The organism is Pseudomonas sp. S1_E05 (assembly GCF_056337105.1).
This window is the reverse complement of sequence record NZ_JBFRHM010000001.1, coordinates 2,429,665-2,442,268: the sequence shown is the minus strand read 5'-3', so window position 1 is coordinate 2,442,268 and position 12,604 is coordinate 2,429,665. Positions and strand designations below refer to the sequence as shown.

10 protein-coding genes and 2 pseudogenes are annotated in these 12,604 nt (G+C 62.9%); all 12 read left to right on the top strand.

The window, feature by feature from the left end:
* Positions 1 to 61 precede the first annotated feature (61 nt).
* The 12 genes and pseudogenes from AB4N33_RS11275 (at position 62) to AB4N33_RS11220 (ending at position 12,603) form a co-directional block, all read left to right on the top strand.
* Positions 62 to 2,014: a YncE family protein gene (locus AB4N33_RS11275; RefSeq protein ID WP_476457307.1), complete on the top strand. Its 1,953-nt coding sequence runs from the start codon at positions 62 to 64 to the stop codon at positions 2,012 to 2,014.
* A gap of 13 nt (positions 2,015 to 2,027) precedes the next feature.
* Positions 2,028 to 2,687 (top strand): SCO family protein, encoded by a 660-nt coding sequence (locus AB4N33_RS11270; protein ID WP_460139606.1) that lies wholly within the window; start codon positions 2,028 to 2,030, stop codon positions 2,685 to 2,687.
* A complete protein-coding gene (locus tag AB4N33_RS11265) occupies positions 2,684 to 3,304 on the top strand; it encodes an SCO family protein (RefSeq protein WP_460126541.1) in 621 nt (206 codons plus the stop codon). Before AB4N33_RS11270 ends, AB4N33_RS11265 begins: the two co-directional genes overlap by 4 nt.
* Before the next feature lie 9 nt (positions 3,305 to 3,313).
* Positions 3,314 to 4,864, top strand: coding sequence for a cytochrome c/ABC transporter substrate-binding protein (locus AB4N33_RS11260; protein WP_476457306.1), 1,551 nt, complete (start codon positions 3,314 to 3,316; stop codon positions 4,862 to 4,864).
* Positions 4,865 to 4,879: 15 nt separating this feature from the next.
* Positions 4,880 to 5,833, top strand: coding sequence for a peptidylprolyl isomerase (locus tag AB4N33_RS11255; RefSeq protein ID WP_476457305.1), 954 nt, complete (start codon positions 4,880 to 4,882; stop codon positions 5,831 to 5,833).
* Positions 5,834 to 6,057: 224 nt separating this feature from the next.
* Positions 6,058 to 6,588 (top strand): response regulator, encoded by a 531-nt coding sequence (locus tag AB4N33_RS11250; protein ID WP_460126536.1) that lies wholly within the window; start codon positions 6,058 to 6,060, stop codon positions 6,586 to 6,588.
* Between the two features lie 83 nt (positions 6,589 to 6,671).
* Positions 6,672 to 8,378: a GspE/PulE family protein gene (locus tag AB4N33_RS11245; RefSeq protein WP_460126534.1), complete on the top strand. Its 1,707-nt coding sequence runs from the start codon at positions 6,672 to 6,674 to the stop codon at positions 8,376 to 8,378.
* Positions 8,359 to 9,162 (top strand): hypothetical protein, encoded by an 804-nt coding sequence (locus AB4N33_RS11240; protein ID WP_476457304.1) that lies wholly within the window; start codon positions 8,359 to 8,361, stop codon positions 9,160 to 9,162. Before AB4N33_RS11245 ends, AB4N33_RS11240 begins: the two co-directional genes overlap by 20 nt.
* Position 9,163: 1 nt before the next feature.
* Entirely contained in the window at positions 9,164 to 9,709 is a 546-nt protein-coding gene (locus AB4N33_RS11235) for a PilN domain-containing protein (RefSeq protein WP_460139603.1), read from the top strand.
* A pseudogene (locus AB4N33_RS11230) lies at positions 9,696 to 10,245 on the top strand (GspMb/PilO family protein). The gene AB4N33_RS11235 and the pseudogene AB4N33_RS11230 overlap by 14 nt, the downstream one beginning before the upstream one ends.
* Positions 10,245 to 10,762: pseudogene (locus tag AB4N33_RS11225) on the top strand (hypothetical protein). Before AB4N33_RS11230 ends, AB4N33_RS11225 begins: the two co-directional pseudogenes overlap by 1 nt.
* A complete protein-coding gene (locus AB4N33_RS11220) occupies positions 10,759 to 12,603 on the top strand; it encodes a secretin N-terminal domain-containing protein (RefSeq protein WP_476457303.1) in 1,845 nt (614 codons plus the stop codon). The pseudogene AB4N33_RS11225 and the gene AB4N33_RS11220 overlap by 4 nt, the downstream one beginning before the upstream one ends.
* The last annotated feature ends 1 nt before the right edge of the window (position 12,604 follow it).

Genomic DNA, 12,604 nt, shown 5'->3' with positions numbered 1-12,604 from the left:
CGCGGGCAAGCCCGCTCCTACAGGGGATCGGGGTTGGCGGGTTTACCAGGGGAAAACAACAATGAACAAGACCATCTCAATCACCGCAGGCACGCTGATCATCGGGTTGGCCGTGATCTGGCTGAGCGTCTGGCGCACCACGCCGCCGACCCTGCTCAGCGACGTTGCCTTGCCCAGCACCTGGGGCGACCAGACACTGGAGCGCGACGGCGTATCGGTTTCGCTGCAAATGCGGCCGCTGGCCGAGGACGGTGTGCTGCGCGAAGGGGAGTTCGCCGACGTGCTGTTTCGCATCACCGACAAGGCGTCTGGGCAACCGCTGGCGGGGGTGGCTCCCGGTGCCTGGCTCGATCCCGAGGCGATGGCCGCCGATCAGGCCCAGGGCCGTGACAGGAGTTGCAAGTCACGGGTCGGGGTGTTCCTCAAATCCAACATCGGCGCGCGGCCGGTGCTCGACCTCAACAGCTATTTCCTGCTGGTGATGAATCACGATGCCAGCGTCATGGTGGTAGACCCGTCGGTTTCGGTGGGTGGCATCACCAGCACCATGGCGCGCATCGACATCAAGCAACCGCCGATGGACTGGGTCACGCCAAAGGACAACAAACGGGTGTTCGTGTCGATGCCGGCGGCCAATGAAGTGGCGGTGATCGACAGTGAGCAGTTCAAGGTGCGCGAGTCGATCGCAGCCGGCAGCAACCCGGTGCGCGTGGCCCTGCAACCGGATGAACGCCTGCTGTGGGTCGGCAACAACGCCCCATCCGCCGAGCAGTCAGGGGTGACGGTGATCGACACCCGCAGCCTCAAGACGCTCAAGCACCTGGCCACCGGCGGCGGACACCACGAAATGGCCTTCAGCAAGGACAGCCGCTTCGCCTTCGTCACCAACCGCGACGACGGCACCCTGAGCATTATCGACATCGCCAGCCTGACCCTGATCAAACAGCTCAAGACCGGCTCGCACCCATTGTCGGTGGTGTATTCGCCGCTGTCTGACGCCGCCTATGTCGCCGATGGCCAGGACGGCACGGTGACCGTGGTGGACGCCCAGACCCAGTCGGTGCGGCGAGTGATCGCGTTGAAACAGGGCCTCGGCCCGATGGGCTTCAGTGCCGATGGCCGCTTTGGCATCGTCCTCAACACCCTGGAGAACCAGGCCTCGGTAATCGACGCCGCCACCGACGCGCTGATCCACGACCTGGACGTTTCCGCCGAGCCCTATCAAGTGGTGTTCACCAAGGCCTATGCCTACGTGCGCGGCCTGGCGTCGTCGAAAGTGACGATGATCAACCTGGCAACGCTGGGCGAAGGGCGCAAGCCAATCACCCAGGGTTTCGAGGCCGGGACCAAACCCCCGCGCCTGGCCGGTGACCTGCCGCTGGCGTCGAGCCTGGCCGTGTCGCGCGATGACAACGCGGTGTTCGTGGTCAACCCGGTGGACAACACCACCTACTTCTACGCCGAAGGCATGAACGCGCCGATGTCCGGTTACCCCAATCGCGGGCAATTGGCGCGGGCGGCGCTGGTGATCGATCGCAGCCTGCGTGAAGTCGAGCCAGGCTTGTACAGCTCAAGGATCAAGCTGCCGCCGGCGGGGCGCTTCGACGTGGCGTTCCTGCTCAACCAGCCCAACATCGTCCATTGCTTCAGCACCGTGATCGAGCCCGACAACAGCACCGCGCAACATACCGGGGTGCCGAAGGTGGAGTTCCTGCTCGATAAATCCACCGCATCCCTGGGCAAGCCGTACACCGTGCGCTTGCGCATTGTCCAGGGCAAACAGAAGACCGTGCGCAGCGGCATCAACGACGTGCAGGTGCGCTACTTCCTGGCGCCGAGTTCGCGACCACAACTCGTTTCAGCCCGGGACGTCGGCAACGGCGTCTACGAAGCCCCGGTCACTCTGGACCGCCAGGGTGCCTGGTACCTGCATGTCCGCGCGCCGTCCCTTGGCGCCGGTTTTGGTGATCAAACGTTTGCCAGTGTCCGGGTAATGCCCGACGCCGCTCATTGAAGAGGACATCGACATGAATCGATTTACACCGTGTGGACTGCTGACACTTTGTCTGTTGGCATGTGGCATCGGCCAGGCCATGGCGCACTCGACGGGCGAGCATGCCGGGCACGACATGCCGGCCAAAAGCGCCAGCTCGGAAAGCACCCAGGTCAGGTTCGCCGACGTGGCGCTGGTGGACCAGAACGGCAAGAGCGTGCGGCTGGAGAAGGACCTGGTCAGCAACAAGATCGTGGTCATGAGCTTCATCTACACCAGTTGCTCCACGGTATGCCCGGTGGTCTCCTCGATCATGGGCAAGGTGCAGCAGCAGTTGGGCGGCCGGGTCGGCAAGGAGGTACAACTGGTGTCGATCAGCATCGACCCGCAGCGCGACGACGCCAAGCGCCTGAACGACTACGCCCGCGCTTTCCAGAAGGGGCCGGGTTGGAGCTGGCTCACCGGCTCGCCGCAGTCGGTCAACGAAACCCTCAAAGGGCTGGGCAGTTTCAGCGGTGACTTCAAGAGCCATCAGCCGTTGATCCTGGTCGGTGACGGCAACAGTCGGCACTGGACACGCTACTACGGCTTTACCGACCCGGCCGTGCTGACCCGCGAAGTGGAAAAAATCAGCGGTCAGCGCAACGCCCATGCCAAACACACCGCCATTGCCAGCACGGAGCAACAGCCATGAGAGTCATCGACTGGATCAGCCTGACGGTGTGTTTCTGGATTTTCAGCGCAATGGCCTTCGCCCACGAAGACCATCAGCCGGCGACACCGACCGTCGCGGTGGCGCCACCGGCCACCGGTACCCGCGATGCCAAAACCTGGTTCACCGACACGCCGTTGCAGGACCAGAACGGCAATACCCTGCGCTTCTACAGCGATGCGCTGCACAACCGCGTGGTGCTGCTCAACGTGATTTTCACCAGTTGCAACGACGCCTGCCCGCTGATCACCCAGAAGCTCAAGGAAGTGCGAGAAGTGCTGGGCGACAAGGCAGACGACATCACCTTCATTTCCCTTACCAGTGATCCGCTGCGGGACACGCCAGCGGTGCTCAAGGCTTACACCTTGAAACAGGGCGTCGATGGGCCCCACTGGTTTTTTCTGACCGGCGACAAGGCGCAAATGGACCTTGTACTGAGCCGAATCGGCCAGATCGTGCCGACACCCGAGCAACACTCCACCCAACTGATCGTGGGGGATGTGGCCAACAAACGCTGGAGCAAGATCCGTCCCGATGCACCGCCCGCCGCCATTGCCCAGCGCTTGCAGTTGCTGACAATGCCCGTGGCCGGTCGCTGAGGGCGCGCCATGAAAACCCCCGTCATCCTCGGCCTGTTGATTTGCTGCGGCCTTGCCCTGAGCGCTCACGCGTTGCCGTTGACTCCCAGCGAAAATGCCGGCAAGCGGTTGTATCGCGAAGGGAAATCGGAGAGTGGCGAGCCGATCATGGCGCGGGTCGGGGCGGCGAACATGGTGCTGCCGGCCACGAGCCTGCCATGTGCCAATTGTCATGGCGCCGATGGTCTGGGTCGGCCCGAGGGCGGCGTGCGACCGCCGGACCTGAGCTGGTCCCGGCTGACCAGCAGCCATGGCCAGCAGCAGGTCAATGGCCGCGATTATCCGGCCTACACCGACCAAACGCTGGCGCGGGCCGTGCAAGAGGGAAGGGACCCCGGCAACAATCGTCTCGACCTGGCGATGCCGCGCTTCGTGCTGTCGATGAGCGATCAGCGCAATCTGACTGCCTACCTCAAGCGCCTCGCCGAGGAGCGAGACCCCGGCCTGACCCCTGACAGCCTGCATCTGGGCACCTTGCTGCCGGGGGCCGGCCTGCTGGCGGAGGAGGGCGCGACGGTGGCGGCGGTGCTCAACGGCAGCATCGCGCGGATCAACAAGGCGGGCGGCATACATGGTCGGCAGTTGCGCCTGACGATCCTCGACCCGGGGCCTGACCTGGCCAGTGCGGAGGCTGCGCTGGATCAACTGATTGACCAGGAACAGGTGTTCGCGCTGATTGCACCGCTGGCCCCGGCGCTCGATTCGCAACTCGTTGCACGCCTGGAAAAGGCCGGTATCCCGTTGATTGGCCCGGTGTCGTTGCAGGGCTCGGCGCAAACCAGTCGGCAGATTTTCGAACCCATGCCGGGGCTGCGCGAACAACTCTTCGCCCTGGCTGATTACGCCACCGACAGTTTGCGCGTGCTTCAAGGCCCGACGCTGATCACCTACCCCGACGAGTCCGGCCAGCAGCAGGCGGCGCAAAATCTCGGCCAATACCTGCACCAGCGCGGCTGGCAGAACGTCAGCGTCAACCCCTACGGCCCGACGCAAGACCAACTGCCGCTGGGGTCGCGCTCGGTGTTCTACCTGGGCTGCGGCGAGGACTTCACCCGGTTTGCCGCGCGCCTGGAAACGGCAGGGCAGGTGCCTTACCTCTTCGCTACCTCGAATCAGGTGGCAGGCGACCTGCTGCAAGTGCCCAGCGGTTTTTCCCGCCGCGTGTTCCTGTCCTATCCATTCGTACCCAGCGACTGGACCCAGGCCGGGCGCCTGGCCCTGACCCAGGTGCGCGAACAGCAGGGGCTCGGCGGCCAGCACGCGGTGCTGCAGGTCGGCGCATTCAGTTCGATGCTGTTGTTGAGCGAAGGCATGAAGCAGGCGGGGCGCGATGCCAGCCGCGAAAAACTGATCAACGCACTCGAAGGCCTGCATGACTTCGACACCGGGCTGACCCCGCTGATCAGCTTCGGGCCCGGCCGGCGCCTGGGCTTGAGCGGTGCGCATATCGTCACCGTAGACCTGCCGGACCAGCGTTTTTACCTGGTTGCACCCTATAAGCCTGTGATGGCGACACCCTGAGCGGAGGCCTTGATCATGAAGTCCAGACTGCTGTTGATGGTCCTGACCTGTTGGTTGCCGGCGGTGTTGGCCAGCAATGGGCCCGCAGTGGCCAAGGTCAACGATCAGGAGATTTCGGCGCTGCGTTTCGAGCGTTATTTCGCCGAGTACCTGGAAGACCAGGGCCGGGCATTGGGCAGCATCCGTAATCCCAAGGCCTACAAACAACTGCGCCAGAAAGCGCTGGACGCTTTGATCGACCGCGAGCTGCTGTGGCAGGAGTCGATCAAGCGCGGGGTGGTCATCAGCGATGCCGCCGTGCAGCGCCAGGTTGAGCAGATGCGCGACGCCATGGGCGGAGCCGAGAAGTTCGCCCGCCGCCTGGAGGACGCCGGTTTCGACGAGGCCGGATTTGCCGAGTACACCCGCCATGAACTCGCTGCGCAGCAAACGTTCGCGCAACTGACGCAGGTCGCCCCGCCTGACGAGACAGAGGTTCGTGCGTTCTTTGACGAACACCGCAGCGAAATGAGCCAGCCTGAGACCGTGCAGGCGCGTCACATCCTGATCAAGGTCGCACAGGGTGCCGATGCCACCGCAGTCGAAGCCGCACGACTACGCTTGGTAGAGATGAAGTCGCAAATCAGCCGGGGCGCGGACTTCGCCAGTGTGGCCCGTACCGGCTCCGAAGACGCCAGTGCCGGCGCCGGTGGCGAGCTGGGCTATTTCCCCCGTGGCCGCATGATGCCGACGTTCGAAACGGCCGCTTTTGCGCTCAGGCCTGGGCAAGTGAGTGAGCCGGTTCGCACTCCCCTCGGATGGCATTTGATTTATTTACAGAACCACTTGGAGGCGGCCGATGTCTCAGAATCGCAGGGGCTTGAAATGGTCAGGGCGTACCTTGCCCGACAGCGACAGGTCCAGGTTCGTCAACAGGTGCTTGCGCAGTTGCGCTCCAGCAATCGGATCCAAAGGATTGACGGCGACTGAGGATTGGCCCCCCAATAGTGGGGGAAAAGCTTCGGCGACCATTCGTGCGCTTCCCCGCCTTTGGGGGAAAGGGTGCTTGGACGAAAACATTATTCGAAGCAATTCAACGGGATACGGCGGTGAAATAACCGGCGCTCAGCCTGGCATGAAGTGTGCGTTAGCCCTATCAAGGCGCGCACTCCATCAGGCTCGGAAATCGGACCTGCGGTTTCAAGGAGTCCACCTTGTTAAACAAAGTACTGGTTGTTGAAGACGAACAGCTTCTTGCCCAAAACCTTAAGGATTACCTTCAGGTGCAGGAACTGGACGTTCGGATTGCCCATGACGGTGCGACGGGTATCGGCGAAGCCGAACAGTTTGCACCCGATGTGGTGGTGTTCGATTACCGCTTGCCTGATATGGAAGGTTTTGAAGCGCTCGAAGCGATCCGCCAGAACAGGAATTGTCATTTTGTGTTGATCACCGGGCACCCGACCGCCGAAGTCTGCGAACGGGCGCACCAACTGGGAGTCAGCCATATCCTGTTCAAGCCGTTTCCGATGGCGGAACTGGCCCGAGCGGTGTGCGACCTTCTGGGCATGCAGCGCGAACCCAACATGGCGGTAAGTACATCCGAAGGTTTTGTCGAACGACGCCAGAGCAGGAAAGAGAGTTTCCCGCTGCAGTTGTACGACGGCAGTTGGGTGCTGGTGGATCGCCGACGAAGTTCGACCTCCAAGGCACCAGACGACGAACAATTGCTCACCGGGGAATAGTGGCGCGACAAGCCGTTCCGGTCACACCGTAATTGCTCGCCGCGTCGACAGGGCTCAAGGGCCCCGGCGTTGGAGAGCAAGCCATGGACCGTCTATCCCTTGCCGTCGAACCGGCGCAGTTGGAATGCCCGCCATCGCGTTTTTCCAGTGAGCAACTGGCCCAGGCCCGGACGCTGTCCGCCAGTTCCGGCGAGCGGATGCTCGAAGCCCTCGGGGTGTTGTGCGAACTGGCACCCATGCCCTTCATCCAGCGCCTGGGCGCGACGCTGCATTACCCGGTGCTCGACACCGACACTCTGTTTTCGGCCACCCCGGTGTTCGACCGGGTCACCCTGGCCCAATGCCTCAAGCGCGAATTCATCCTGCTGCGCCACGATGAAGCGGTCATCGGCGTGTTTGCCGACCCCTTCGACACCGCACGCCTGGCCTGGATCGACGACTGCCTGCACGGCGCGCCGTTGTACCTGGTGCATGCCGACGACCTGAAAGCCTACCTGGCGCGCCACGAAGAGAGCTTCCACGCCGTGGAGTCGCTCAACGCCCAGGCCGATGCCAACACGGAAACCGACACCCTGCAAAGCTTGTCGCTGACCAGCATCAGCGAGGACGCGAGCGTTGTGGTGAAACTGGTCAACTCGACCCTGTACGACGCGCTGAAAATGCACGCCAGTGACATTCACCTGGGCACCACCGGCAGCGGCCTGGTGATCAAGTACCGCATCGACGGTGTGCTCAACAATATCAGCAAGATCCAGGGCAACGAGTTTGCCGAACAGGTGATTTCGCGGGTCAAGGTCATGGCTGAACTGGACATCGGCGAGAAGCGCGTGCCCCAGGACGGTCGTTTCAAGATCGGCATCAATGGCCGCCAGATCGACTTTCGGGTGTCGATCATGCCAAGCATCTTCGGCGAGGACGCGGTCCTGCGGGTGCTGGATAAACAGGACCTGGCCGACAAGGTCTGCGGCGTGCAGTTGCAGGCCCTGGGCTTCGAAGAGGAAACCCTGCGCCAACTGCGCCGCCTGGCGGCCGAGCCCTACGGCATGGTGCTGGTGACCGGACCGACCGGGAGCGGCAAGACCACCACGCTGTACGCGATGATCACCGAGATCAACCACGGCGTGGACAAGATCATCACCATCGAAGACCCGGTGGAGTACCAGTTGCCGGGCGTGCTGCAAATCCCGGTCAACGAAAAAAAGGGCCTGACCTTCGCCCGGGGCCTGCGCTCGATCCTGCGCCATGACCCGGACAAGATCATGGTCGGTGAAATCCGTGACCCGGACACCGCGCAGATCGCCGTGCAATCGGCGCTCACCGGGCACCTGGTATTTACCACCATCCACGCCAACAACGTGTTCGACGTGATCGGTCGTTTCACCCAGATGGAAATCGACCCCTACAGCCTGGTGTCCGCGCTCAATGCGGTGCTGGCGCAACGTTTGATTCGACTGGTTTGCAGCAGTTGCAGCAGCCCCTACATCCCCGGCGTTGAAGAGCTGGAAGCCTCCGGCCTCGATGAGCAGCAGGCGGCTCGCTACCACTTCGTGCAGGGCAAGGGTTGCGGGCATTGCCGTGGCACCGGCTATCGCGGACGCAGCGCTATCGCCGAGTTGCTGCACCTGGACGACGAGTTGCGGCAGATGATCGTCGAGCGCCAGCCGATTGCGAAAATCAAGGCCCACGCCTGCAAACGTGGCTTGCGCCTGTTGCGTGAGTCAGCCCTGGAACTGGTGCAACAAGGCCGGACCACTCTCGAGGAGATCAATCGTGTCACTTTTATCTCGTGAGCGTTATGTCGCCGTCATCGGCGCCAGTGGTGTCGGCCTCGGCCAGCGCCGAGGCAGCGAAACCCTGTGGCTGGGCAGCGTCGGGTTCATCGACGAAGGCTTCAAGGCATGGGCCGTGGCGCTGGACACCCTCGACCACCTGCTGGCGGACCACACCCGCGCCGGTGCCGAGTTGAGCGTCGTGGTTTCCGGGCACTTCAGCCGGTTCTGCCTGGTGCCCTGGAGCGAGCAGATCAGCAGCCCAAGCGAATTGCTCGGCTTTGCGCAACTGTGTTTCGAAGACCTCTACGGCGCGCCCAGCCAAGCCTGGAACCTGGTGATCTCGGCGGAACCGGCCGGCCATGACCGCATCGCCAGCGCCTTGCCCGAAGACCTGCTGACTCGGCTGCGCACCCTGGTCCGTGCCCGAGGCCTGCGCCTGCGTTCGGTGCAGCCCTATCTGATGGCGGCGTTCAATCATTTCGACAAAAGCCTGGCGGGTGGCGACTTCCTGTTCGTGGTCGCTGAACCGGTGCGCAGTGTGTTGCTGCTGCATCGCGAGCAGCGCTGGAGCTCGGTGCGCTCGGTGGGCAGCAGCGACAGCGACGCCGCGTTGACCGCACTGATCGCCCGTGAATGCCAGTTGCAGGCGTGCACGAGTGAGCGACCGCTGAGCGTCTATCTGCATGCCCCGGCCCGCGTCGACGTACAACCGGACTTGCCCGACGTGCAGTTGCGCACCCTCGAAGAAGGCCGGACACCCGTACGCGATTGCCTGTACGTCATGTCCCGGGCGGTGGCCTGAGATGCGCACTCTTAATCTGGATTTTCAACCACGCCGGCGCTCGGGTCCGTTGGGCTGGACCCTGCTGGTGCTGGGCGGCGTGCTGGCGCTGAGCTGCCTGGTGATCTCGCAGCACCTGGGTGAACAGGTCGAGCAACAGCAAGGCCATCTGCAAACCACCCAGCGCGTGCTGACCGGCGATAACGGAACCAGGGTCAGCCTGACCCCGGCCGAGACCCGAGAACAGGCGCAGAACCTGGCCGAGATGCGCAAGGTTTCGCAGCAGTTGCGCCGGCCCTGGGAAAGCCTGTTCGCCATGCTGGAGACCATGCCGCGCACCGACATCGCCTTGCTGACCCTGACCCCCGACGCGCGCAAGGGCCAGGTGCGGATCAGCGCCGAGGCGAAAGACCTGGAGGCGATGCTGGATTTCCACCGCAACCTTGAAGCCAGTGACGAGCTGTCCGATGTGTCACTGCTCAGCCACGAAATCGTGGCCAACGTGCCGGAACATCCGGTGCAATTCAACCTGTCGGCTACCTGGGAGATTGGCGATGCGAATCCCTAGACTGATCGTCCACGAATACCTGCACGGTCTGGGCGTTCCGGGCCTGGCCGGGGCGGTGTTGCTGCTATTGGCGCTGGGGTACGGCCTGCTGGGCCTGCTGCCGCACTGGCAGTCGTTGCAACAGCTCAGCGTGCAAACCCAGGAAGCGCGCGAGTATCTGGCCAGGGTCGAGGAGGGGGAGTATTGCGGCCCCAGTGGTGCCGCAACGGCAACTCGATGACTTTCGCAGCAAGCTGCCGGCGCAGCCCCAGGCCACTGTCGCCATCGACAGGATCTACGCGCTGGCAGCGCAGGAACGCATCACCCTGGCCCGTGGTGAATATTCCCTGGGCGTCGACCCCAAGACCCATCTGGCGCGCTACCAGATCCTGCTGCCGGTGCGGGGCAGCTACCCGCAACTTCGGCGCTTCCTGCACGCCTTGCTGGGCCAGTTGCCGGCAGTGGTGGTGGAGGACGTGGAGTTCCAGCGCAAGAAAATCGCTGACACCGACCTGACCGGACGGATCCGCCTGACCCTTTATCTGTCGAGGTCATGATGAATACCAAGCGCGCAGCAGGTTGGGCAGGTTTCCTGGGCGTCGCAGCGGCGCTGGCCTGGTTGCCCGGATACTGGATGCCGGCCGAGGAGGGCGATGAAACGCTCGCGGTGACCGCTACGACTGCCAGCGGCAATCCCCGTGTTGCCTCGCCGGACGCCACAGGCAAGCACAAAGCGGCGGTGATCAAGGACTTGAGCCCGGCGGGTGACCTGTTCACCGCCCGCACCTGGAAGGCCGCACCCACCCTGGCCAGTGTGGTCGAGCAGCCCGTCAACATGACCCCGGTGGTGCAGGCCCCCACTGTACCGCCGATGCCGTTCCAGTTCGTTGGCCGGCTGGATGACCGTTCCGATCTGCAGGTGTTTTTGCAGAGCGGCGAAAAATATGCGTCGTACGCAAAGGGGATGTGATCGACGACACCTGGCGGCTCGAAGGCATTACCGATGCCGAGCTGAACCTGGTCTACCTGCCGATGCATTTGTCCCAGACCTTGTCTGTGGGGAGCGCGCCATGAACACAATCCGTTCGCTGATGAGCCTTGGCCTTTACGTTGCGCTGGCCGCGTGCAGTTCCGCGCAAGTGGCCAACAAGGAAGCTGCCGACTTGATCGACCAAGGGCAGTACGAAGCCGGACTGGCGCGGATCCAGGAAGGGCTGCGGGAAAACCCACGTGACACCGAACTGCACATGGCGCTCAACACCCAGCGGGTCAAGGCCATCAACGCGTTGCTGACCGACGCCGACACCGATCGCGCCCGCCGTGACTTCGCCTCGGCCCGCACCAGCTACAGCCGGGTGTTGACCATTGAGCCGAACAATCGCCGCGCCCAGGACTCCCTGCGCCAGCTCGAATACCTGCGCAGCATGGACGAAAAACTTGAACTGGCCCGTGGCGATCTGCGTCGCGGCGACATTTACGGCGCCGACCGCCAGGTCAAACAGATCCTTGAGCTTGACCCGCAAAACGCCGCTGCCCTGGAACTGCAAGGCAACATCCGCCTGGTGCAGAGCCGCAACGTCATCCAGTACCCCCAGTTGCGCACTCGCCTGGATCGGCCGGTGACCCTGGAGTTTCGCGATGCCAATCTGAAAACCATTTTTGAAGTGCTGTCCCAGGTCGCCGGCCTCAATTTCATCTTCGACAAGGACCTGCGTCCGGACATGAAAGCCACGATCTTCGTGCGTGACGTGCGCATCGAGGACGCCGTGGAACTGCTGCTGCAACAGAACCAGTTGCACCAGAAAGTGGTGAACGAAAATACCCTGCTGATCTACCCGGACTCACCGCAGAAGCTCAAGGATTACCAGGAACTGGTGATGCGCACCTTCTACCTGACCAGCATTGACGCCAACACCGCGCTGAACATGGTCAAGACCATGCTCAAGACCCGCGATGTGTTCGTCGACGAACGCCTCAACACCTTGACCATGCGCGACACCGAGGACGCGATCCGCATGGCCGAAAAACTCCTGCAGTCCCAGGATCAGTCCAACCCTGAAGTGGTGCTTGAAGTGGAGGTGATGGAAGTCGCCACCCAACGGATTCTCGACCTCGGCCTGCAATGGCCCAACACCTTTGGCGTAATCAACAGCGACGGCTCGCCGGTGACTTTGCTCGATCAGCTCAAGGGCATCGACTCCAGCCGGATCACCATCAACCCGTCACCCCAGGCCAAGATCAACGCCCAGGACAACGACATCAACACCCTGGCCAGCCCGACCATCCGCGTGAGCAACCGCGAACAGGCTCGCATCCACATCGGCCAGCGTGTGCCGATCATCAGCGCCACCTCAGTGCCGTCCACCCAGGGACCGGTAATCACTGAAAGCGTGACTTACCTGGACGTCGGTCTGAAACTGGAAGTGCAGCCCACTGTGCACCTGAACAACGAAGTGGCGATCAAGATCGCCCTCGAAGTCAGTAACGCCACGCCTCTGGAACCGACCCGCCAGGGCACGATTCCGGTCCAGGTCGACACCCGCAACGCGCAGACCACCCTGCGTCTTCACGACGGCGAAACCCAGATTCTGGCCGGCCTGATGCGCAACGACCACGGCGCCACCGGCAACAAAATCCCGGGCCTGGGCGACATCCCGGGGCTGGGCCGGTTGTTCGGCAGCAACAAGGATAACGTCAGCAAATCCGAGCTGGTGCTGTCGATCACTCCACGCGTGGTGCGCAACCTGCCGTATCAGAGCCCATCGGACATGGAGTTCACCACTGGCACTGAAACCAGCATGCACATCCAGGCGCCGGATCGCGGCATGCAGACGACCGTGACCACAGGCCCCGCGGATCGACTCGACCGCCCCGTGGCAGCGACCTCGACCCAAGTCTTTATCGAGAAGCCTTGAT

Excerpts from the sequence above, each read along its gene's own strand:
- AB4N33_RS11235 (WP_460139603.1), top strand. The coding sequence starts at position 9,164 with ATGCGCACTCTTAATCTGGATTTTCAACCACGCCGGCGCTCGGGTCCG.
- AB4N33_RS11270 (WP_460139606.1), top strand. The coding sequence starts at position 2,028 with ATGAATCGATTTACACCGTGTGGACTGCTGACACTTTGTCTGTTGGCA.
- AB4N33_RS11245 (WP_460126534.1), top strand. The coding sequence starts at position 6,672 with ATGGACCGTCTATCCCTTGCCGTCGAACCGGCGCAGTTGGAATGCCCG.
- AB4N33_RS11275 (WP_476457307.1), top strand. The coding sequence starts at position 62 with ATGAACAAGACCATCTCAATCACCGCAGGCACGCTGATCATCGGGTTG.
- AB4N33_RS11220 (WP_476457303.1), top strand. The coding sequence starts at position 10,759 with ATGAACACAATCCGTTCGCTGATGAGCCTTGGCCTTTACGTTGCGCTG.
- AB4N33_RS11260 (WP_476457306.1), top strand. The coding sequence starts at position 3,314 with ATGAAAACCCCCGTCATCCTCGGCCTGTTGATTTGCTGCGGCCTTGCC.
- AB4N33_RS11265 (WP_460126541.1), top strand. The coding sequence starts at position 2,684 with ATGAGAGTCATCGACTGGATCAGCCTGACGGTGTGTTTCTGGATTTTC.
- AB4N33_RS11255 (WP_476457305.1), top strand. The coding sequence starts at position 4,880 with ATGAAGTCCAGACTGCTGTTGATGGTCCTGACCTGTTGGTTGCCGGCG.